The sequence below is a fragment of the Chryseobacterium sp. PMSZPI genome (assembly GCF_002835665.1).
In the GTDB taxonomy this organism is placed as follows: Bacteria; Bacteroidota; Bacteroidia; order Flavobacteriales; family Weeksellaceae; genus Chryseobacterium.
Genome location: NZ_PIZV01000039.1, coordinates 22,945 through 46,328, shown reverse-complemented (window position 1 = coordinate 46,328; position 23,384 = coordinate 22,945). Strand labels below are relative to the sequence as shown.

Sequence of the window (23,384 nt, the reverse complement as noted above, 5' to 3'; positions counted from 1 at the left end):
CTCCGTTTTACATACTGATTTTTAAATGATTCCATAACATTACTTTTTTTTGTGTAACGCTATATTAGGACGAGACAATCATTAAAAATAAAAAAGCTGCCCGATAACGAGCAGCCTCCCTATTAACATAAAATCTCTTATTGTTATTTCACAATAACTTTATAAGATTTTACCGTTGATTTAGTTTCAATTTTAATGATATAAATTCCCGTAGGTAATGAAGATGTATCAACCCCTTCATGGATAGTGAACTTATCCGTCTTAACGACTTTTCCTTCCGCCGAGAATAAAGTATAAATACCCTCTTCCGGCGATGTTATCATAAGTTTTTCACCTGCTTTTACAGGGTTCGGATACACTTTAACATCATTAGCCACGTCCGTTATTTCAGAAGTTCCAGCAAGTTTTGCGGAGCTTGTAAGTGCATTTTTTAACAATGAAGCATAAGGAGAAAGTGGTGAATTTGGCGCCCCTCTCCTCACAAGATCCGTATCTACAACAGCCTGGATGCCATCTTTGTCTTTATCATCGATTGTAGAGATAAATCCTCCTCCCAAGGTATCTAAATTAGCTTTTCCTATCTGATATAAATCAGGATCTGAACCATTGGAAGTGATATCAAGGAAATCAGGAATATTATCTCCATCCGTATTTCTAATAGAATATTTTAATACCCCAGAATCCGGATATGTTTCCAATATATCTGCCAGACCATTTTTCCCTACTGCAACGCCACTATCAATAATACCATTATGATCAGCATCAATTTGGTTAATTACTGATGTCGGGATACCTGATTCAAACAAATCCAGAATTCCATCGTTATCAGAATCAAGATCACGGTAGTTCGGAATACCATCACCTAGCACTGGTGTAACCAATACATCTCCTTCTGCATCATCATCTTCGAATTTTCCATTTTTATCAAAATCTTCTATAGAATCCGGAATACCATCATTATCAGAGTCTAGATCACAAGCATCTACAATACCATCTCCATCCGTATCCAATGCCGGAGATTTATCATTTACTACTGTACATCCTTCCGCACAATCAGGAATACCATTACCATTATTATCAATGCTGTCATCTCCTCCAGGACAACGATCAAAGCAATTTGGAACTCCGTCGTTATCATCATCTTTACTTGCAAATGCATTATAGATATTATATCCCTGAGCTAAATTGACTGAAAGCAAAGAGCTGAAAGTAATCTTAATCCTGTTAAAAGGTTTGGTCGCTCTACCTCCTATATAGAATTTATTAGACCCATTGGTAAAAAAGTTTCCTGTAACAAGGCTTCCTGAAGTAAAGGTATCTGTTAAAGTATTTCCATTGTAGAATTGAACGACAACAGCATCCAGAATGCTTACTCCTATAAGCCCACCAGTTTTTTCAACCGTATATCCTGCCACTGTATTAGCCGGCAGAGTATTATTAGCTCCTACTGTTAAGCTTGCTGAGAAAAGGAAAGTTCCCAATAATGGAAAAGTCAGCTTTGCATAATTGGAAGGGTCTGTATCTACTACTGCTCCCGGATTGTCCAACCTTGGAGATAAAAACCCTAATCCCGACTGTGTCCATCCAAATCCATTCACAACATTTCCGGGAATTGAAGAACCACTTGTTTGAATCTTATCATCACAATCACAAGATACAGGCTCTTCAAAAGCATAATATACTTTAAGAGCTCCTAAATTGAACCCTACCGTCTGAGTTACTTTTAATCTAATCTCGTTAAAAGGTTTAGTTGTTGTGAATGAAACTTTTTGTTTTCCTGATCCATAGCTCAAAAGTTTAATATTAATTAATCCTCCTCCGTCTGACAATTGTTTAGATTCCTGTTTTTCTCCAAATAGATAAGTTTCGATAGTAAGATTCTTTAAAAATTCTGCACTTATCAATTTCCCCTGATCATCCGGTTCAATTACAAATCCGGCTCTGTTTCCTGCAGGATATATTTGGTTTTTATCAAGAACACCTACTGAATAAGATCCCAATACTCCTATTGGAAGAACAATTTTCCCGAAAGAATTTTTATTTCCGTCTCCGATATTTTCTTTATTTTGAACATAGGAAAGCGGCGCAAGGAAACTGCTTTCTCCAGACACATTCCCATCTACTCCACTTCCTGCAATGATGTCATCACAAATACCATTCTTTTCAGTAGGCACTTTGGTTGGATCAAAAGCAAATGCATAATACACATTCATAGCACTGAACACGGAAAGAACATTCGTTTGATATAGTCTTACTTCATCAAATTCCTTTGATGTTTTAAAATGTAAGAATATTCTGTTTTTGTTCCCTCCAAATGCAGGCACTGAAAGTAATGAACTGCTTGTAGTAGTTTCCTGAAGAGCACCATTTTTATAAGTACTGATTCTTAGAGAACTTAAAAGATCAATCGTAATAATACTTGTTCCAAGATCTACATTAAACCCGGTAATATATCCGGCCGGATAAGATGTATTATTGTTTTTAACCGATATCCCGTTCCCACTCACAAGGGAAGCAAAGTTCCCCATACTTACACTATTATCCAGGTTGGCGTCCACCACCGGATTCATACTTCCGCTATAACATGCTAAGCAGATTCCGGAATTATTTACCGGTTTTGCTTCTACTCCCATCCCACGGATAGGCTCATACCCTTGTTGGGCAAATACCACAGCAGACAAAATTAATGTCATAAGGACTGCGCCTAATTTCTCGAATAATTTTTTGGTCATTTTTTTTATTTTTATTGGTTTGTGTTTATGTTTGAGTTAATATAAAGCTCTCCAGGAGGTTCCATTACAGCCTTCATGTACTTTAGCTGTAGAATTATAGCGAATCGCTCCTTCTTCTTTACTCGAACAGGCTGTTCCCGATGTTGCAATACCTTTCAGTTGAAGAGCCGCTCCTGTTGCAGTATCGGCTGTAGGGATCATATTAATTCCTACAATGGTATCTGTTCCGTTCGATATGTTAAAAAAAGCGTGTGATTTATTAGCGTATACCGATTGGCCGGCCCCTGATGATCCTGTAAAACCAATCACCATAGACTGCCCCCCTATGGCTGAACTTGCCGATCCCAGTGCAATACTATTTACCTCTACGGTATTACCACTACCAATAGCAATTCCTCCTTTATTTGTATGGTTATTTCCTAAGGTAAGGCCTGTTATACCCGTAATAGTATTTAAATTTCCAAATACAAGGTGGTTAGCTCCTGTTGCAGTATTAGAATTTCCGATAATTTTCGCTCCATTGGTTGCTGAGTTATTAGCTCCAATGGCTACAGCCGGAAAATTAGCGGCATTTGCCGTGGCTGTATTATTTCTTCCGATAGCAACATTTGATGATATTGCATTCACTGTGTTATTTGATCCCCAAGCAAAAGCAGCATAAGACCCCGTTGTATTATTGGAATTCCCACCTTGTAGTGTTCCGTTTACATCAAGTATGCCTTTTACATTTTTTTGGGTAGCCAATACCAGGTTCTGCCCATCACTTGTCCCCAAATAGTTTCCGCTGGAAATATCTGTTCCTAATGCTGACGATGTAGCTACTGTACCACTATTCCCTACTGTACGCCAGTCTGCATTTAAATTTCCCCATTTCATACCATCAAAATAATAGTAACCAGGTGTTATAACATCTACAGTTTGTCCGGCAGGAGCTGTTTCTGCTGCCGTCACATATACTATTGCTCCGGTTTGAGCCGTCGTATAATTTTTAGCTTTTAATTGTATTCCCGTAAGCCTTGGTGCAATAACCCCATCAAGTTTGGTATTGTCTGATGGGAAGCCTACTACATCCAGACTAGCATTAGGTTGTGAAATATTGATCCCAACCTGTGCATAGATTGATACACTCACCGATAAAAGTGAGATTGCGAATAATTTGTTTTTCATTTGTAATGATATTTGTTGTTTTTTTTGTGTGTGTGTTTAGAAAATGGACATTTCTCTTGTTTTCCATCGATAAAATCAATGAAACTAGTAAAGTAAAAAATCAAAGAAATATACTAGAAGTTCTCTAGTTTATCAGGAATTTTAATGATAAACTTAAAGCCATCAATAAGACTATAAGAATTGATATTAATTTTTCCATTCTCTTTCCAATAAACAATTTCGTCCTTATTATTCAATGGAAGATACATCCACTTTTCCCAAAGGATGGCAGACCTTATATCTTTTAAAGAAGTTAGAAAAAAATCAATATCCTCAATTGCAGGAGAATTATTTTGAGAAAATTCGCTATCTAATATACATCTTAACCTATCATGGTGGTGATGAATATCCAATCCGATGCAATTTTTTTTATTATTTGAGACCTTGGATGTAGAATCTAGTAAAGAGTGATCCAGGTCATGAGTATGTATATCGACGCAATAAGATAATTCAAGCTTATTCATTGCCTCAAATACAAACCTAGTGCTTAATCCTACAGCCAATAATGATAGCAGAAAAACTATGCTATGGTTGTAAGAAAGAAAATAATTTCTATCCAAATTGTGTTGTGTTCTTTCATACAAATATAATAATATTTTAATTAAAACAATATTTTACAGATAAAAATATACTAAAAACAACAAAACAATAGATAAAATTTAATAAAATACAGTCAAATAAAAAAAATAATCAATAATAAAAAAATATTTACAAAATAAATGCAATAATATTCTAATACATTTATCTATTAAACATAAGATTTATAATTATTTACAATAAAAAAAGCCCGGGCAAATGCCCGGGCTCTTATATGTATAATAAAATTGAAATTATTTCAATTCTACTTCAGCACCAGCTTCTTCTAATTGCTTCTTAAGAGCTTCAGCTTCGTCTTTAGATACACCAGTTTTGATTGGAGCTGGAGCACCGTCTACGATATCTTTAGCTTCTTTAAGACCAGCACCAGTTAAATCTTTTACTAATTTAACGATAGCTAATTTAGAAGCACCTGCAGACTTAAGAATTACATCGAATTCAGTCTTTTCTTCAGCAGCATCACCTGCAGCTCCACCTGCAACTACTACAGCAGCAGCAGCTGGCTCAATTCCGTACTCATCCTTAAGGATAGCAGCTAATTCGTTTACGTCTTTTACAGTTAGGTTTACTAGCGTTTCAGCTAAATTTTTTAAATCTGACATTGTTGTAATGTTTTTGTTGATTATTTATTTAATTTTTTGAGTGTAATTATTCAGCACTTGTTTCTTCAGTGCTATCTGCAGCAGCTTCTGGAGCTTCAGCAGCAGGAGTTTCTTCTACTACAGGAGCAGCTTCTTCAGCTTTAGCTTCTACAGTTTCAGGTTTGTTTTGAAGAGCAGAAACAACTCTCTGGATTGGAGACTGAAGTAATCCGATGATTTCACCGATCATTTCTTCTCTAGACTTGATGTTAGCCAACATGTCTAGGTTGTTGTCACCAACATAGAAAGTTTCTTGAACAAAAGCAGACTTCAAAGCTGGCTTTTCTTCTTTCTTTCTGAATCCTTGGATTAATTTTGCAGGAGCGTTTGCTGTCTCAGAAATCATTAAAGCTGAGTTTCCTTTGAAAGATACAAACATCTCAGAGTAATCTACTCCTTCGATTTGCTCCATTGCTTTTTGTAAAAGTGTATTTTTTACTACTTTTACTTTGATATTTTGCTTGAAAGCTTGTCTTCTGAAATCAGAAGATTTAGCAGCGTTCAAACCTTCTAGATCTGCTACGTATACTACTTTTGCATCCTGAAGCAAATCTTTGATCTCTTGTATCGCTACAACTTTTTGGTCTTTTGTCATTGTCTTAAGGATTTAATATTAGTTAACAGATTTAGTATCGATTGCAATACCCGGGCTCATTGTAGAAGACAAATAGATAGACTTCACATAAGTTCCTTTAGCAGCAGTTGGTTTCATTTTGATCAATGTCTGGATTAATTCCTGAGCATTTTCTTTGATCTTAGCAGCATCGAAAGATACTTTACCGATACCAGCATGGATGATACCATACTTATCTACTTTGAAATCAATTTTACCTGCCTTTACTTCAGTTACTGCTTTACCAATTTCCATAGTTACAGTTCCTGATTTAGGGTTTGGCATTAGACCTCTTGGACCTAATACTCTACCTAATGGACCTAATTTACCCATTACAGCTGGCATAGTAACGATAACGTCAACATCTGTCCAACCTTCTTTGATTTTTTGTAAATATTCGTCAAGACCTACATAGTCAGCACCAGCAGCTTTAGCTTCTGCTTCTTTATCTGGAGTTACTAAAGCCAAAACTTTAACATCTTTACCAGTACCGTGAGGAAGAGATACAACACCTCTTACCATTTGGTTTGCTTTTCTTGGGTCTACACCTAATCTTACAGCGATATCTACTGAAGCATCAAACTTTGTAGTGTTCACTTCTTTTACAAGAGCTGAACCTTCTTCAAGGTTATAGATTCTTCCTTTTTCTACTTTGCTTAAAGCTTCCTTTTGCTTTTTAGTTAATTTTGCCATTTCTTCTTTAAGTATTAAGCGTTAAAAGTTGGTTTAGTTCCTGTTACTCTTAATCCCATAGATCTAGCAGTACCTGCTACCATAGAAACAGCAGAATCCATTGTAAAACAGTTAAGATCCGCCATTTTATCTTCAGCGATTTTCTTTACTTGTTCCCAAGTTACAGAACCTACTTTGTTTCTGTTTGGTTCACCAGAACCTCCCTTGATTTTAGCTGCATCCATTAATTGGATCGCTGCAGGTGGAGTTTTAATAACGAATTCAAAAGATTTGTCTTCGTATACTGTAATTACTACAGGTAAAACTTGCCCTGGCTTATCTTGGGTTCTTCCGTTAAATTGCTTACAAAACTCCATGATGTTCACACCTGCAGAACCCAATGCTGGACCTACTGGTGGAGAAGGGTTAGCTGCGCCACCTTTCACCTGAAGCTTTACCATTTTAAAGACTTTCTTAGCCATTGTTTGTTTTTTAAATTTGAATAATTAATGAGTTTGGAAGCATTTATTATTCAGTAGGTTATCGTACTCACCTATGATAAACCTACTTTTTGGACTGCAAAAGTATAAAATATTTTTGAAATAGCAAACGGATATTGCTGATTTTTAAAAAGTTTAATTTTTGTATTTGTATTTTTTTATCAGAAGTATCATATTTTTGATCTTCATGTTTCTTTATTCTGAGCCATTAAAAAATAAAGAAGAGCCAATATTGCTCTCCTCTATCTTTACTTCACTTTTACTTTCTATGTTCACCTCAGTTATTTTTTGATAAATTTCACTCCTTCTTCTTTTTCTTTTAGCTTTAAAATATATTGCCCTTTTATCAATTCTCTCACTTCTATTTTACCTTGCGTCATTGTTCCAGTTTTTACAAATTGGCCTGCAGCATTATAAATATAAAACTCCTGGTCTCTCACACCATCAATATGGATTACATCTGTTGCCGGATTTGGATAAATTTTAATTGAAAAATTTTTTCCCGGAGTTTCGTGAGTAGCCAACATATTATTAGGTAAAATCAGATTCTGTGCATATATAGTAGAGGCATTGTCCATTGCTTTCTTTTCCTGAAAGACAACAACACTCTGCCCATTGATTGGTTTTAACACATTAGCATATGATTTAGACGCTACAAAAGTCGCAACCGGAAGATAATTTTGTGGCCATGCAAAATCACCATTACTATTTAACAATACAGCATTTAATGAAACAGTAAGAGGAGATGTTCCTTCTTTTTTCTGTACCACAAAGAATGGGCTATCATTCACAAGGTACATATCGCTATAGTGAAACATTGAAATATCATCGATCGGAAATACTTGCTTACCATGATCTGTCAGAAGGCGGCTTCCTGTATTTTTATCAAATTTCTGTACAAACTCCCCATTCTGCCCTTGTGAAGAAGAGCTATAATTAGAAATAGACCATATATAAGGAGACCCCGGACTAAAAGCTATTTTCATATCTTTTTCGAAATAAGTCTGGTTGGTATCAAAATCAACGCCGCCTATTCCCCAAGGAAGAGTCCCGTCCGCGTTGATTCTCTGAAGATATCCATCAAATCTTCCCCCTTGTCCACTACTATATCCATAATAAACCACTTCTCCATCCACTACGCCCTGATATTTTGCATTATATGCTGTGGTTTTAGAAGCAATCTGTACAGGAGCGTTCCAGACAGTACTTCCATTTTTCAAATTAATTTTTTGAGCAAACAAATAGCTGGTTGTACCAAAAGACGGTTGCTTATGAAAAATGATTTCACATGCATTACTGTTAGATAATTCAAAAAGATCAGAAGGAATTGTATTTTTAGTAATATCGTCAGACATAATCTGAACCGGCGTCGACCATACCGGCTGGCCTGTAGCATCAAACATTTGCACCTTAGTGTATTTTTGACTTGAGGGCCAATATGCGACTAAGAGACTACCATTAGACAATGGAAGAATCGTTGGAAGATAAGCTTCTCCTAAACTAATCCCATTTGGCCAGACTGAAGTCCCTTGTGGTGTGATTTTAAAAACATATCCCGGCGTTCCTGATGCTGTTCCGGTAACGCCAATGTAAAGATTATTCGATGAGTCTACTGCTGTTTTTTCAAAAACAGTATAGGTTCCCATTGGAATCTGATTGCTAATCATAGTTCCATTCCCAGGCAGAATCTTATTTCCGTTTTGATCCAGAATCTGAAGCCATAATTCAAAGTTTGTTGGAGCCGGTACACTTTTCCAATATCCTATATAAGTTTTCCCATCATTTGTAGTTGCCGAGAAAGAGGCTCCTCCCGGATTGGTTATCATAAGATTTTCATTCAGTACAGGATTCCATTGTGCTTTTCCTAAGAAACTCATCAATGAAATAATAAAAAGAGTAAGTAATTTTCTCATAGTGGTATTGTTTTTAAGTATGAAACAAAGGAATACAATGCTCATCAATCATATTCAAAATAGCCCACACAATTACCACCTACCTTATAAAATCCACCACACTTTTTCCACACACTTTAAATTAAACTAATGATATACAATAAATTATAAATCATTTAAATAATGAGCCAAATCTTCCTTAGTATTGGTTAAATTCATTTTCTTCCTCAATCTGGTTCTGGAATTTTCTATTGTTTTAGGGGTTACATTCAATAGATTGGATATTTCTTTTGTTGATAGTTTTAACTTCAGCATGGCCGCAAGCCTTTTATCATAATTTGTCAGCCCGGGATGTCTAGTATCTAAACTTTCATAAAACGATTCATGAATATTCAGGAAGTGATATTCAAAATCTCCCCACGAGTCGTTCTTGGTATTCAACTTAATCTCATTAATAATTTTTGAAACCTCATTCATTTCATGATGCCCGAGTTTAGATTTCAAAACATTTATTTGTTCAAGAATGGACTTAAAAATTTCTTCAATCTTGGATTGCTCCATAGATTTATAGACAAGCATTTTCTCTTTCATTTGATTGTCTATTTCCAATTGTTTTTCTCTGTTTTCAATAAGCTTTTTCTCAAGACGAAGTTTCTCTGTTTTATTTCTGAAATTGATTAGCCATAAAATACAAATGATAATAACTAACAAAAGAACAATCACCATTACAATATAAAGTGTATTCTTTCTGCTTTGTTCTATTTTATACAACCTTTTTTGCAATTCATAATCATGTTGCACTTTGACTCTTTCCACGTTTACCGCTTTTTCCTCAACATTCAACAACTCTCGTATTGAATCATATTTTTTAAAAGTTTCAGTAGAAAGTTTATAGTCTTTATTAAGTTGATATGCTTTATATAAAGTCCTCAAATAATTAGTATTATCAAAACTGATAGCGTTAGGAACCACATAGTCTTTAAGGTTTCTGGCGTAGAGCAATGCTTTTTCCGGGTTTTGTGTTTCAATATAAAAATTAGCCAGATTATTATTAACCTGATAATTGGATTTATTATCCTCAATATTATTTTGTTTTAAAATATCTTTTGCTTTTACCAGATAGTTCTCTGCTTTTGAAGCATTACCTTCGATAAAACTGAGCTTTCCAAAATTTGAAAATACAAAAGCTTTTAAAACAGGGTTCTCATATGTTTCAAAGGTTGCCAATCCTTTCTCGAAATAATAGCGTGACGAATCCAGTTTTGAAAGTACGAGATAAGCGTTTCCGAGATTATTCAATGATTTTACGGTTTCCTCCTCTTTTCTTTGCTTTTGATAAAAACGTAAAAGTTTCTTATAATAAGCAATAGCTCTTTTCGTATCATTAAGCTGTGAATAGACATAAGCGAAAACTCCATCTACCTTAGCCGTTTTTTCTTCGTCTTTGTCCACAAACAAATGATGAGCTTTAGCAGAATAATCCAGGGCCAAATCAAAATAGTTTACATCGCTGTATATTTTAGCTGCATCTATATAAAAATCACCCAAATCTTTATCTGAAACTTTCTTCCGAGCTTCCTGTATATTAAGTTCTGCTTTTTTCCAATCTTTAAACTTCAGCTCATTAGCCATATTCATATATTGTTCATATTCCTTTTTATTCTGTCCAAAACAGAAAGTAGTAGTAAACAACAACCATGATATAAAAAGTAAAAATTTTTCCATAAAGTTATAATTCAATATAAAATTATAAAATCATTTGAAAAAACAACACAGAATACAACCCCAATACAACAAAGCAGCAAAATATTTACAATATCATCAATAATGAATCAAAAAAGAGGACATTTATTGTAAATGTCCTCTTTTCTCTTTTATAATTAAAGAGTATTTTTAAAAACCCGATGGTTTGTTAATTGTCTGCGCAGAGCCATCAGTTCCTCCCAGATCGGCATTGATATCATTAATATTTTGTTTTGTAATCAATCTTTTATAAGCCATCAAGTAAAGATCTACCGTAAAATTATTATAAGTTCTCGTAGGATTTGCCGAAGTAGCTGCTATAATCCTACTGTCTGTAAATCTTGCTTTTATATGCCAGGTTCCATTACTTTTGAATGCTGCGACATCAGGAGATCCCTGTTTGTTGTCATTCACTCCATTATCTCCATAATCTAACATAACATTCGTACTTCCATCATTCAATTTAAAAGAATAGTTGTGAAGCACTACAAGGAAATTATTAGCATCTATTTTTGTATCATAATCTGCAATTCCGGTACCGGATATACCTGTAAGGGTTAGTTTAAGATAATTAAACAGTCCACTGCTTTCTAATGTCGGATCATACAATTGCATAGCATTCTGAGAAGTTGCCAAAAAACTACCTCCCGTCATTGTAGGTTCTCCCGGATTTCTAAGATACAAAGCATTTGTATACGTTTTCCCGTTTACATCAAGTGTTTCAGTAGGATTTGCTGTATTGATTCCTACTTTTCCTTTCTGGGCATTCAAAAATAATCCCAGACACATGATTATAGTGATATAAATTTTTCTTTTCATATTGTGTTTATTGAAGCCCTAAAGGCGTATTGGTTGAAACTCCTGAGTAAGCCGGTGAAGCGGATGCTGATACAGAACCATTGAAAGTTCCCCAATCTTTTACTAATGATTTTTCAAAAACATTCAATGTGAGCGTCCATGTTCCGTTTTGTGATGAAACAGTTCCTGCTCCTTTAAAACTTAAATTGATCGCATGGTATTTTTTCCCTGCTCTTGTTATCTGAGTAACTTCGGTAGAATAAGAGCCAAAAGATTTAGGCGTTGTTGTCATATTTGCCGCTGAAACCGCCCCTGTAAAAACTGCACCTGTAATTGCCACTACATATTTATCAGCATCTAATCCTGTATTGAGATTTACCACTTCATCCTGATTCACATTTCTCAATACAACATTATACATATTTACGGGCGCCACATTACGGAGCGATATATCCAACAGCTTTACTTTACCTACAGGTGAAGTATCTTTTGAACGGGTAAGAAGAAGATAATTTCCGCTTGCCTTTGTATTTTCAGTATCTATTAAATAGGACTCCACTAAAGTCTCCCCTTCTACATCTAAGGTTCCTTTAGGTGTATTTGTATTAATACCCACCTGAGCTTTAATGCCTAAAGAAGCAAAAGCCATCAGGCAGATCGCAATAATTTTTTTCATATAGTAATTGTGTTTTTTATTGAATTAATGGAGCTGCAGCCGCACCTGTGGTAGAAGTTCCAAGACTTTGGGTAGAATTAAAATCTTTAGCATATGACCGGTCAAATACCAACAGGTTAAGCGTCCATACTCCTGTAGGAAAAGAAGAATCCGGAGAAAACCCTTGGTAATCCGCTTTTAGTTTCCAGGTTCCCCCTGAAGAATAGGCAAAAATCTGAGGTACCGGTGTTAGCCAGTCTGCAGAATAAGTTCTGGTTGGCTGAGTAAATCCAAAAGAGGAAATCACAACAAGAAACTTATTTGAATTGATTTTAGTATCAAATTGATTAACCCAATCTTTATCTGTAGGATCACAGGTGACCTTGAATTGAACAAGATTAATCGGAGCCGGCGAATTAGGAACGAAAGAATCGTTGTATGCCGTAATTTTATTCTCTGGGGCCGGAGATTTAATAATGAAAGTATAATTCTCATCAGCACCTAGCTTTTCCATTGGTTTCTTGAAAACCATTCCAGACGTTTTCATTGTACCATTTACGGAGAGTTCTTTTTCAGGGGTTGTAGTATTAATTCCAACTTGTGCATTTAGGCATACTCCTCCCACCAAAAGAATCATCGAAATAATTTTTGTCATTGGGTTATGTGTTTATTTTAAAGTTTGTGTTTATAAATATTCCTAATTCCTAATATAATTCTTACATACATTTTTACGCTTAAACACATAAAATATCCGCACTCTTGAAGAAAATGCGTTAAATAAGAAAAATATAAAGTTTTATGGATTACTCAATTGATAAATTACAATAAACATGCCACAAGAAGTAAATTATATAACAGAAAGCATTTAAAAACAAACAAATACAGTCTTTATCCACACAATAGTGATAATTGCACTTCAGTAAAGTGCTATATAGAAGCAATGAAACAAGGATTTATAAAAATAAATATAATAAAACTGTTTTCAAAAATTAATTAAAACTCAAACGATAGGGAAAAAGAATATCGCCCATATTTTTATCTAGTGAAAATTGAAATATATCCGTAAGATATTTATTTTAGAGGCTGAAAATAGGGAAATAAAAAAGACTGCCTAAACAGCAGTCTTTATATTTTTATAAGTAATGTATTATACTTTTTCTACTTGCATGTAGCTAAGTTCCATTGGAGTTTTTCTACCGAAGATAAGAACTGAAACTTCAATTTTCTTTTTATCTTCAAGAATCTTCTCAACTGTACCATTGAATCCGTTGAAAGGTCCATCGATTACTTTAACGTTTTCACCTACTACATATGGAATCTCAACGTCGCTTGCAAATTCTGAAAGCTCATCCATTCTTCCAAGCATTCTGTTCACTTCTGATTTTCTCATCGGAACAGGATCACCTCCTTTCGTTAAACTTAAGAAAGAAATAACTCCCGGAATATTTTTGATAACGTGAGGAATCTCTCCCATCAGGTCAGCTTCAATCATCAAGTAGCCAGGATAGTAAGGTCTTTCTTTAGGAACTTTTTTACCGTTTCTAATTTGAATAACCTTTTCCATAGGAATAACCACTTGAGTAACATATTGCTCAAACCCCAGACGTTTGATTTCTGTCTCAATATAGTTTTTCACTTTATTTTCCTGTCCGCTGATAGCTTTCAGCACATACCATTTCAATTCGCTCATTATGGAAAATACTTTTTAATTAATTGAACAAGTTGATTAGTATTCCGATGATGTTGCTGATTGCTTTAGAAAACAATTCATCAACTCCAAAGGTAAATAATGCCAAAATCACTGTCGCAATAGTCACTACAATAGTAGATGACTGAAGGTCAGCCCACTTTGGCCATTCAACTTTATGTCTGAATTCGTTATAAGAACCTTTTAAAAAATCAACAAATGAACTCATAATTTATATTTGCACGGGCACAAGGATTCGAACCCTGATCAACGGTTTTGGAGACCGGTATCCTACCATTGGACGATGCCCGTAGATTAAAAAAGCTCCGTAAAGAGATTCCTTACGGAAGCTTTTTTTATTTTTAAGATAATTACTCGATGATTTCAGTAACCTGACCTGCACCAACTGTTCTACCTCCTTCTCTGATCGCGAATCTAAGACCCTCGTTAAGAGCGATTGGTTGTAACAATTCTACAGTGATTGTTAAGTTATCACCAGGCATTACCATTTCTACACCTTCTGGTAAGAAGATCTCACCTGTAACGTCAGTAGTTCTTACGTAGAACTGAGGACGGTATTTGTTGTGGAATGGAGTGTGACGTCCACCTTCTTCTTTAGAAAGGATATAAACCTCAGCTTTGAATTTTTTGTGTGGCTTAACTGAATCTTTCTTAGCGATAACCATACCTCTCTTGATGTCAGTTTTTTCAATACCTCTCAACAATAGACCTACGTTATCACCAGCTTCACCTCTATCTAGGATTTTTCTGAACATCTCAACCCCTGTAATTGTAGAAGTTAATTTTTCATCACCCATACCTACGATATCTACTGGATCACCAGTGTTGATAACACCAGCCTCGATTCTACCAGTTGCTACAGTACCTCTACCTGTAATAGAGAATACGTCTTCGATTGGCATCAAGAATGGCTTATCCTGATCTCTAACAGGTTGTTCGATCCAAGTATCAACTGCTTCCATTAATTCTTCAACAGTTTTAACCCACTTCTCGTCTCCGTTAAGAGCACCAAGAGCAGATCCTTGGATTACTGGAGAGTTATCTCCGTCATATTCGTAAGTAGATAATAAATCTCTAAGTTCAAGTTCAACTAGCTCTAAAAGCTCAGCATCATCCACCATGTCAACTTTGTTCATGAAAACAACGATTCTTGGCACGTTTACCTGACGGCAAAGTAGGATGTGCTCTCTAGTTTGAGGCATTGGTCCATCAGTTGCAGCACATACTAAGATCGCTCCATCCATCTGAGCAGCACCAGTTACCATGTTCTTAACATAGTCGGCGTGACCTGGACAGTCAACGTGTGCATAGTGTCTGTTTTCAGTTTCGTACTCGATGTGAGCTGTATTAATAGTGATACCTCTTTCTTTTTCTTCTGGAGCAGAGTCAATAGAAGAGAAATCTTTCTTCTCAGCAAGACCCTTGTTAGCTAATACACTACTGATAGCTGCAGTAAGTGTAGTTTTACCATGGTCAACGTGACCAATAGTACCAATGTTCAAGTGTGGTTTGTTACGATTAAACGTTTCCTTTGCCATGATTTAAAATTATTTATTTATTGTTTTTCAAATTTTCGGTGTGCAAATATAATGAATTTTTAAATACCAAAAACTTTTTATTAAAAAAACTTTCAATATTATCATCCAGTGAAGGACAAACCTTATATTTCAACGTATTGAGACTGCAAATTTACATAATTTTCCTGATTGAAAAAAACTTTCTGAAACCTTTTATGAAAAAGCCTGAAATACAGAATATTCCAGGCTTCGTTATGATATAAATGAAAGAATAATTACGCTTGGCGAAGTCTTTTTCTTCTATTAAAGATCCAGAAAATAATTGGGAAAATAAGCAATGTAAGTACAGTTGCTGTAATAAGTCCTCCAATAATTACAATTGCCAAAGGTTTTTGGGATTCCGACCCGATACCTGTGGATAAAGCAGCCGGCATCAACCCGATAGACGCCATAAGGGCTGTCATGATCACGGGTCTTGTTCTGGATTTCACTCCATTGAGGATAGCGGCATCTATATCCATCCCATCTTTTACATTCTGATGAAACTCTGTAATAAGTATCACTCCATTTTGTATACAGATTCCCAGAAGGGCAATCATTCCTACCCCTGCAGAGATCCCAAAATTGATTCCGGTAACATGTAAAGCTATAATTCCTCCAATTAAAGCAAAAGGAACGTTAGCCAATACCAGAAGAGAATCCTTCATATTTCCAAACAGGACAAATAATAAGAAGAAAATCATCAGAATACTTACCGGCACCACCTGAGCGAGTCTATGAGAAGCACGTTGTTGGTTTTCAAACTGACCTGTCCATCCTACGGAATACCCATCCGGAAGTTCAATTTCCGCTACTCTTTTCTGTGCATCAGCAATTGTCCCTCCTAAATCTCTATCCCGAATGGAAAACTTCACTCCTATATATCTTTTGATATTATCCCTATAAATAAACGCAGCACCATTATCTTTAACAATATTACTGATCTCTTTTAAAGGAATCTTTGCCCCGTCTTGTGTAGGCACCATCAAAGAAGCAATATCGTTCTCATCCATTCTGTACTCTTGGGAATAACGAAGACGGATTGGGAATTTTCTTTCTCCATCAAACATTTCTGAAGCTGTTTTTCCTCCGAAAGCCATTTCCAATACAGCCTGAGCATCTGCGGGCATTACTCCGTAAGCTGCCATTTTATCTCTATCGAGAACCACACTTACTTCCGGCTGACCGATATTTTTAATAATTCCCGGATCTTTCACTCCGTCTACATCTTTGATTTTTGTTAACACTTCATGCGCCAATTTATCCAGAGTTTCGAGATTATCACCATAAATTTTAATTCCATTCTCAGCTTTAAATCCAGCAACAGCTTCTGCCACATTATCTGAAATCGGCTGGGAATAGTTGAAAGTAATTCCTTGGTAACTTCTTAATTTTTTATCAATTTCATTAATTAATTCTTCATACGTAATTTTACGTTTCCATTCTTCCCTGGGCTTAAGGTTTACCGCAAACTGTACAAATCCGAATCCGTTCGGATCCGTACCATCATTACTTCGTCCTGTTTGTGCTAAAACATCAGTTACCTCAGAAAAACTCATAATGTCTTTCTTTAAAAGATCTGCTGTCTTCAATGATTCTTTTAATGACGAGCTCATCGGCATTTCTGCAGTAATCCAAAGTGAGCCTTCGTTAAGTTGTGGTAGGAATTCCGTTCCAAGAAATTTCCCGGAGAACAATGTCAGGGCAAGAAATGAAATAGCCACAATCATACTCATCTTTTTATTTTTGTAAGTAATATTAAAGCCTTTTAATACAATCCTGTCCCAAAAATTCACGAATGGATTATTCTTTTCTTTTACATTTTTATTTAAAAGAAGATGTGAGAGTACCGGAACTAAAGTTAATGTGAAAATCAAAGCTCCCATCAATGCGAACCCTAAAGTAAATGCCAGAGGTGAAAACATTTTTCCTTCTACCTTCTGGAATGAGAAAATTGGGATCAGGGAAGTGATAATAATCAATTTTGAAAAGAAGATCGCTTTTCCTAAACCGGTTCCGGTTTGCTTTATCCAACCTCCTTTTGCAAGCTTATTAAATTTCTCCATTCCATATTTATGGGCTTTATGATCCAGCATTACAAAGAGTCCCTCCACCATGACGACGGCTCCATCGATAATAATCCCAAAGTCTACAGCTCCCAATGAGAGCAAATTGGCACTCATTCCCGCAAGTTTTAAACATAAAAACGCAAATAACAAGGATAACGGGATGATAATAGAAACAATTAATGTTGTTCTCCAATCGGCCATAAAAATCAAAACGATTACCGTTACCAGTATAATCCCTTCAATCAAATTATGCATTACGGTACGTGTGGTAAAATCCATTAGATTATCACGATCATAGAAAGTTACCATCTTTACATCTTTCGGAAGAATCTTTTCGTTTAACTCTTTAATCTTCGCTTTTACGCCGACCAGAACTTCTCTTGGATTTTCCCCTTTTCTCATCACCACAATTCCTTCTACAGAGTCATCATGATGATTTAAAGCAGCCTGCCCTACTCTAGGCATAGAGCTTTCATGAACTTCTGCTACATTTTTTACTAAAACAGGATTTCCATTATCATTCTGAATGGTGATATTTCCAATATCTGTAATAGATTTCACTAAACCAATTCCTCTTACTACGTAGGCCTGCCCGTTTTTCTCGATGACGTCACCTCCTACGTTAAGGTTACTTTTGGTGACAGCATCGTATACCTGAAGCGGTGTCAGATTATATTTATCTAATGCTCTCGGATCAATACTTAACTCGAAAACTTTGTCTTGCCCTCCGAAAACGTTGATGTCTGCTACTCCCGGAACTCCTCTTAAAGCACGATCAATCACCCAGGTTTGCAAAGTAAGAAGCTTTCGGGAGTCTTTTGTTTTACTTTCCAGAGTATATCTGAAAATCTCTCCGGTAGGTCCGTAAGGAGGCTGTACTTCAGGATCTACCCCATCAGGAAGATTTATAGTTCTTAATTGGTTATTGACCTGATTTCTGGCAAAAGTATCATCTACCCCGTCATCAAACAGAATTTTAACGATAGATAGTCCAAACATAGTGGTACTTCTTACACTCGTTTTTTTCTGGACCGGACTCATCGCCAATTCGATAGGAGTAGTTACAAAACGTTCTACTTCTTCTGCGCTACGTCCATTCCACTGGGTAATGATCACAATCTGAGTGTTGGTAACATCCGGAAAAGCTTCAATAGGCATATTTTTGAAACTGATAAAACCGGAGACCGCCAGAATCGTTACCCAAATAAAGGTAAATGCTTTATTTTTTAATGAGAAAGCAATTATATTTTTAATGAATTTATTCATGATAGATTAAGAAATATTAGGTTAGCTGTTCAGGGAACGATAGATCAGCAGCTGATTATTCGTAATCACTTCCTCCCCTTCGGAAAGACCATCAGCGATATAAGTAATATCACCTACCTGCTTCAATACTTTTATTTCTTTAATCTTCACATCCGTTCTTGATTTAAAAACGACTACAAAACTTTTGTTATCATCAAAGATTACAGCTTTGGAGGGAACAGTCAACATTGTACTGTCTTCCACACTGGATACTTTTATGGTGGCTTTACTATCCGGGATCAATAATCCATTGGCGTTATCCAGAACCACTCTTGCCTGCATAGCATTTGTTTGCGGATCAATAATTTTAAATATTTTATCAATTCTGCCATCAAAAACCTTATCCGGATAAGAAAGGGTAGAAACCTGAGCTTTCATTCCCAGATTAATTTTATCAATATCAGATTCGTTAACATTCATAATCGCCCATACATTGGTTGTGTTAGCAACATCGAAAATATTATCACTTCTGTCGCTTCTCAACTGCATGTCTTTATTGATACTTTTCTGAACAATATATCCGCTGATTGGTGCTACAACACTATAAATATTTCCTTTATTCACATTATAAACCGTACTTACCGCAGTAGCTCTCTGCAATTGATCTTGTGCCTTTTGCAATTGGCTTTTCGCTTCAAGTACGTCTCTTTCCGTATTTAATTTTCCTTCGTATAGTTCTTTGGCAACCCGTAAATTGTTTTTGGCTACTACCAAATCTGTTTTCGCATCGCTTACGTCTTTTTGGATTTCTGCGAGTTCTGTACTTCTAATTGTTGCCAGAACCTGACCTTTTCTTACATAATCACCCAGTTCGACATTTACGCTCATTACATTCCCTCCTACCAGTGGATAGACATCAATATAGCTGTTTTTATCTGCTGAAATCTTTCCGTAAAAACTATATTCATTTTCAATATTCTTTTTTTCAACCTTTGCCATAGAAATAGACTTCAGCATGGTATTGCTAAGTTCAAAACCTTTTTTAGCCTGATTGGGTTTTTCCACCTCTTTTTTGGAGCAGGCCATTAATGATAGACCTATTAATATGGGAATAATATATTTTTTCATTGTTTTAATAGAAGATTTTCGTTTGTACTAGTTGATTAAGTTGTTCTGCCGAAAGCATAATTTGCTTTTTCATATCATAAATGTGTAGAACGCTTTGTTTGTAACTTTCCATAAAGTCGGTGAAATCAATAAGACTTACATTTCCCCTTTGAAAATTAGTTACAATACCATTGAACACAAGATCCATATTTTTAAAATCATGCGGCTTCAGCGTATAATATTGCTGATACTGGTTATTCCATGTTTTAAAAGTAGTATTGATTTGAGATAGTAGCTCTTCCTTTTGTCTTTCTTCATCTTTTTTACTTTCTTCAATCTGATATCCTGCTTTCATTTCATTTCCTTTATTTTTCTTCCATAATGGGATAGGTATTCCGAAAGAAACAGCCACTTGATTATCAAAAGCGGCACCTCGCTGAGTATACCGGGCTCCTACTGTTAAATCCGGTATATTGAGAGATTTCTGCCACTTAAGATTAAGCTGATTGCTTTCTGTTATTTTAATGAAAGTAAGATAATTGGTGTTATTTGCCAATGCTTTTTGTTGCAGGTCTTTAAGCTCAATCAAAGGTTGCCTATTGAATAATTGTTCCAGTTCTTCATCCGAAATAACAGGCTCTATATCCGTCTGGCTTCCGGTAAGAAGCTTCAAAGTTTCTTTTTGTTGAATAATGGCATTGCTAATTTCTGTCTTATCACTTTGTAATCCTATCACCAACGATTGAAGCCTCACTACATCTTTCAGTGAGACATTACCTTTTTTATTCTGGTTTTCGTAGGCATTAAGAAGATTGGTAATATATTTAAGCTGCAGATCAATATTTTCTTGTTTTTTTTCATCAAAAATAACACTGTAAAAAGTATTTCTCAATTGTGCTCTTAAGTCTATAACGAGTCCTTTAAACTGTAGTTCCGCAATCTCTTTGTTGGATTTGGCAAAAGCTATTTCATTTTTTCTTTTACCACCCAATACCAAAAGCTGATCGACACCAAATTCTTTTGCTCCAGTACCTCCTATATGAAAGACTTTATTATTTTCAGGGTCTAAAGCATTCAGCTCTACAGACAGATTAGGAAGATCCCATATTTTTGCCTGAATAATATCTGCTTCTGCCTCGCTGATATTATACTGCGCAGCAAGCAGCTGAAGATTGTTCTTCTGGAAAGCTTCTTCACATTCCAGAAGAGACATTTGCTGTTGTGCCGCCGCGAATGAGGAAATGGCCAGGCACAGCACTGCAATTCTGTTCATTATTTTTTCTTTTTAAATTACAAAATTGCTTTGATGTGATTAAAAGAAACTTAAAGTATCCTTAAAAAAAAATTAAAATCTCCTTAAATACTAAGGTTACAGCTCAATTAAATTAAGTTTTAATAGAAAAGTTTTTCTCCATTATTTGAATTTTCATATAAAATTTAAGCCAAATTTCTCCCAAAAACTCAGGCAATTTGGAGCAAATGAAGAATATTAATAGGATTATTTTTTGAAAAATACACTGAATTTATTCAGAGAGTCGGCGGGAGAAGAATAAACTACTTCTGCATCATGGTATTCAAGAATTCTTTTTACAATTCTTAGACCGAGCCCTGATCCTGATATATTTTGGGAGTTATCCCCTCTTGTAAAAGCTTCAAATAATTTAAGCTGTTCTTTTTCCGGTATGACATTCCCATGAGAAATTACATCTACAGTAAGACAATCATTGATTTCTGTGATCAGAACGTTCACTTCTGTATTGTCTGAATACAACGCTGCATTTTTAAACAGATTAATAAAAACGATAACTAATAATGACTGAATCCCTTTTATGGTGAGCAATGCATTTTCGGACGTTTCTTCGGTAATTAAAAAATCAAGCTTAAGATCCGGATAGCTTTTTTCCACCGCTTCAAAAGCTTCAAAAATAACTTCATCAATCCTTACCTCTTCATAAATACTCTGAATATTTTCTTTATCAAATTTGGTAAGCAGTAATAATGAATTGGTTAAATCCGACAACTGATAAATATCGCGTTGAATTTGTTGCAGAGAAGATAATGTCTTAGGAGAGTGTTCTTCAAATTTGATCAGATTCTCCAGCTGAAAAGACATTCTTGTGATAGGAGTACGGATTTCATGCGAAGCACTTGCCGTAAAATCTTTCTGAGACTGAAATACATCATTCAATCGGGCAATCATGGTATTAAAAGAGTTGGCCAGAACACCCACTTCATCATTTGAATGCTGAACGGGAATTTGCGTGGTTAATTTATGAGCTGTAACTTCAGAAATTTCTTTATTCAGATCTTCCAGTGGACGAAGAAATTTTTCCACAAAATAATAGCTAAAAAATCCAATAAGAAGGGTACTCATTACATAAGATAGGATTAAAAGATACTTAAGATAAACCAATTTTGATTTTCCATTGGTATCGAAAGCACTGGTAAGAATATAATAATCTTCTCCATTGATGTGACGCAGTGCTGCATAAACTTCCGGAACCGTTTTTTCGGTATAGATAATTTTTTTCTTGTCCAACTCTTTAAGCATTACGCTATCCCATGTAACGTTCCGATCTTTAATGGTACTATAAATAAGTTCTTTTTTTGCATTGAAAATTAAAATCTTCTCATTCAAAAGAATGTTATCTGAATTTTCATTAAAAAAAACAGGTGCTTCTTCTTCAAAGTCCTTTGATTTTGAGATGAAATGAGTAGTAAATTCGAGTCTTTGTCTAAACCTTTCTTTGAATTCTTCTCGCCTAAAATCATTAAAAGATAGATAAATAACCGCCATCACCATTCCAAAGAGCAATGAAAAGGCAATACTGATCGTTAAAGCAATCTTTCTTTTTAAAGACATTATTTATAATGGACTTAGATAATAACCGAAACCGGAACGGGTATGGATTAATTTTATTTTAAAATCTTTATCAATTTTCTTTCTTAAAAAATTAATATAAACTTCTACTGTATTGGTATTGGTGTTAAAATTGTGTTCCCAGACATGTTCAGTAATTTGCTGTTTTGAAACCGTTCTTCCCTGAGCTTCCGCCAGGTATACCAACAATTGAAATTCCTTTAAGGTAAGCGTTATTTCATTTCCACCCCGATATACCTTCTGTTCTGTTTTATTGATAATAAGATCGTCAATTCTTATAATATCCTGATCTGATGTATCGGCAGGTGCTTTCCTTCTCAACAATGAATTGATTCTTAAAAGCAATTCTTCAAACTGAAAAGGTTTCACCAGATAGTCATCTGCAAGCCTTGTAAATGCATCTTTTTTATCTGAAATATCTCCGTAGGCAGAAATGATGATGATAGGTGTATTTTTATCAAAAGAACGAATTGTTTGACAGACATCCAGTCCATTTATTTTTGGGACATTAATATCCAGCAGATAGAGATCATAATTATTATTTTTAATCTGGCGAAGAAAAGTCTCTCCGTCATAGATTTTATCACAGTTAAAACTATTGGATTCTAAAAACCTGCAAAGTTCAGCAGACAGAATGAGATCATCTTCTAATAAAAGAATATTCATCAAAATTTATTTTACACGAATTTAGTCATTTTTTTGTCTATCAATCCCATTCCCTTTGTAAAAGATGCTACCTCCATGACATTAATCCTGAAATTTCAATAAG

General features: G+C 35.2%; 20 protein-coding genes and 1 tRNA gene. All 21 read right to left on the bottom strand.

What is annotated here, in order from left to right:
* Positions 1 to 143 precede the first annotated feature (143 nt).
* The 21 genes from CW752_RS08615 to CW752_RS08510 all read right to left on the bottom strand — a co-directional run bounded on the left by CW752_RS08615 (position 144) and on the right by CW752_RS08510 (position 23,281).
* Positions 144 to 2,732 (bottom strand): T9SS type A sorting domain-containing protein, encoded by a 2,589-nt coding sequence (locus tag CW752_RS08615; RefSeq protein WP_101239322.1) that lies wholly within the window; start codon positions 2,730 to 2,732, stop codon positions 144 to 146.
* 36 nt (positions 2,733 to 2,768) lie between these two features.
* Positions 2,769 to 3,899 (bottom strand): hypothetical protein, encoded by a 1,131-nt coding sequence (locus tag CW752_RS08610; protein WP_101239321.1) that lies wholly within the window; start codon positions 3,897 to 3,899, stop codon positions 2,769 to 2,771.
* A gap of 113 nt (positions 3,900 to 4,012) precedes the next feature.
* Positions 4,013 to 4,522: a hypothetical protein gene (locus CW752_RS08605; RefSeq protein WP_133121669.1), complete on the bottom strand. Its 510-nt coding sequence runs from the start codon at positions 4,520 to 4,522 to the stop codon at positions 4,013 to 4,015.
* 246 nt (positions 4,523 to 4,768) lie between these two features.
* A complete protein-coding gene (gene rplL / locus CW752_RS08600; protein ID WP_101239319.1) occupies positions 4,769 to 5,137 on the bottom strand; it encodes a 50S ribosomal protein L7/L12 in 369 nt (122 codons plus the stop codon).
* Positions 5,138 to 5,183: 46 nt separating this feature from the next.
* Positions 5,184 to 5,771: a 50S ribosomal protein L10 gene (gene rplJ, locus CW752_RS08595; RefSeq protein ID WP_101239318.1), complete on the bottom strand. Its 588-nt coding sequence runs from the start codon at positions 5,769 to 5,771 to the stop codon at positions 5,184 to 5,186.
* 18 nt (positions 5,772 to 5,789) lie between these two features.
* Positions 5,790 to 6,482, bottom strand: a complete 693-nt coding sequence (gene rplA, locus CW752_RS08590) for a 50S ribosomal protein L1 (RefSeq protein ID WP_002976422.1) — start codon at positions 6,480 to 6,482, stop codon at positions 5,790 to 5,792.
* Between the two features lie 14 nt (positions 6,483 to 6,496).
* Positions 6,497 to 6,943: a 50S ribosomal protein L11 gene (rplK, locus tag CW752_RS08585; RefSeq protein WP_047099700.1), complete on the bottom strand. Its 447-nt coding sequence runs from the start codon at positions 6,941 to 6,943 to the stop codon at positions 6,497 to 6,499.
* Between the two features lie 299 nt (positions 6,944 to 7,242).
* Positions 7,243 to 8,874, bottom strand: coding sequence for a T9SS type A sorting domain-containing protein (locus CW752_RS08580; RefSeq protein ID WP_185117601.1), 1,632 nt, complete (start codon positions 8,872 to 8,874; stop codon positions 7,243 to 7,245).
* Positions 8,875 to 9,018: 144 nt separating this feature from the next.
* Entirely contained in the window at positions 9,019 to 10,578 is a 1,560-nt protein-coding gene (locus CW752_RS08575) for a tetratricopeptide repeat protein (RefSeq protein WP_101239316.1), read from the bottom strand.
* Positions 10,579 to 10,746: 168 nt separating this feature from the next.
* Positions 10,747 to 11,415, bottom strand: coding sequence for a hypothetical protein (locus CW752_RS08570; RefSeq protein ID WP_101239315.1), 669 nt, complete (start codon positions 11,413 to 11,415; stop codon positions 10,747 to 10,749).
* 7 nt (positions 11,416 to 11,422) lie between these two features.
* Complete coding sequence (locus CW752_RS08565; RefSeq protein ID WP_101239314.1) at positions 11,423 to 12,070, bottom strand: hypothetical protein; 648 nt, start codon at positions 12,068 to 12,070, stop codon at positions 11,423 to 11,425.
* A 16-nt stretch (positions 12,071 to 12,086) separates the two neighbouring features.
* Positions 12,087 to 12,704, bottom strand: coding sequence for a hypothetical protein (locus CW752_RS08560; RefSeq protein ID WP_101239313.1), 618 nt, complete (start codon positions 12,702 to 12,704; stop codon positions 12,087 to 12,089).
* A gap of 492 nt (positions 12,705 to 13,196) precedes the next feature.
* Positions 13,197 to 13,739: a transcription termination/antitermination protein NusG gene (gene nusG / locus CW752_RS08555; RefSeq protein WP_002976412.1), complete on the bottom strand. Its 543-nt coding sequence runs from the start codon at positions 13,737 to 13,739 to the stop codon at positions 13,197 to 13,199.
* 19 nt (positions 13,740 to 13,758) lie between these two features.
* Positions 13,759 to 13,965 carry a preprotein translocase subunit SecE gene (gene secE, locus CW752_RS08550; protein WP_047493559.1) on the bottom strand — a complete coding sequence of 69 codons (207 nt, stop codon included), beginning with the start codon at positions 13,963 to 13,965 and terminating at the stop codon, positions 13,759 to 13,761.
* A gap of 12 nt (positions 13,966 to 13,977) precedes the next feature.
* A tRNA-Trp gene (locus CW752_RS08545) sits at positions 13,978 to 14,048 on the bottom strand.
* Positions 14,049 to 14,107: 59 nt separating this feature from the next.
* Positions 14,108 to 15,295 carry an elongation factor Tu gene (gene tuf / locus CW752_RS08540; protein WP_101239312.1) on the bottom strand — a complete coding sequence of 396 codons (1,188 nt, stop codon included), beginning with the start codon at positions 15,293 to 15,295 and terminating at the stop codon, positions 14,108 to 14,110.
* A gap of 254 nt (positions 15,296 to 15,549) precedes the next feature.
* The gene (locus tag CW752_RS08530; RefSeq protein WP_101239310.1) at positions 15,550 to 18,648 is read right to left on the bottom strand and encodes an efflux RND transporter permease subunit; all 3,099 of its coding nucleotides are present in this window, start codon (positions 18,646 to 18,648) and stop codon (positions 15,550 to 15,552) included.
* Positions 18,649 to 18,669: 21 nt separating this feature from the next.
* Positions 18,670 to 19,755 carry an efflux RND transporter periplasmic adaptor subunit gene (locus tag CW752_RS08525; protein WP_101239309.1) on the bottom strand — a complete coding sequence of 362 codons (1,086 nt, stop codon included), beginning with the start codon at positions 19,753 to 19,755 and terminating at the stop codon, positions 18,670 to 18,672.
* A gap of 4 nt (positions 19,756 to 19,759) precedes the next feature.
* A complete protein-coding gene (locus tag CW752_RS08520; RefSeq protein WP_185117600.1) occupies positions 19,760 to 21,007 on the bottom strand; it encodes a TolC family protein in 1,248 nt (415 codons plus the stop codon).
* Between the two features lie 225 nt (positions 21,008 to 21,232).
* Positions 21,233 to 22,597 carry an ATP-binding protein gene (locus tag CW752_RS08515; protein WP_101239308.1) on the bottom strand — a complete coding sequence of 455 codons (1,365 nt, stop codon included), beginning with the start codon at positions 22,595 to 22,597 and terminating at the stop codon, positions 21,233 to 21,235.
* A 3-nt stretch (positions 22,598 to 22,600) separates the two neighbouring features.
* Positions 22,601 to 23,281, bottom strand: a complete 681-nt coding sequence (locus CW752_RS08510) for a response regulator transcription factor (RefSeq protein WP_101239307.1) — start codon at positions 23,279 to 23,281, stop codon at positions 22,601 to 22,603.
* Positions 23,282 to 23,384: the final 103 nt, after the last annotated feature.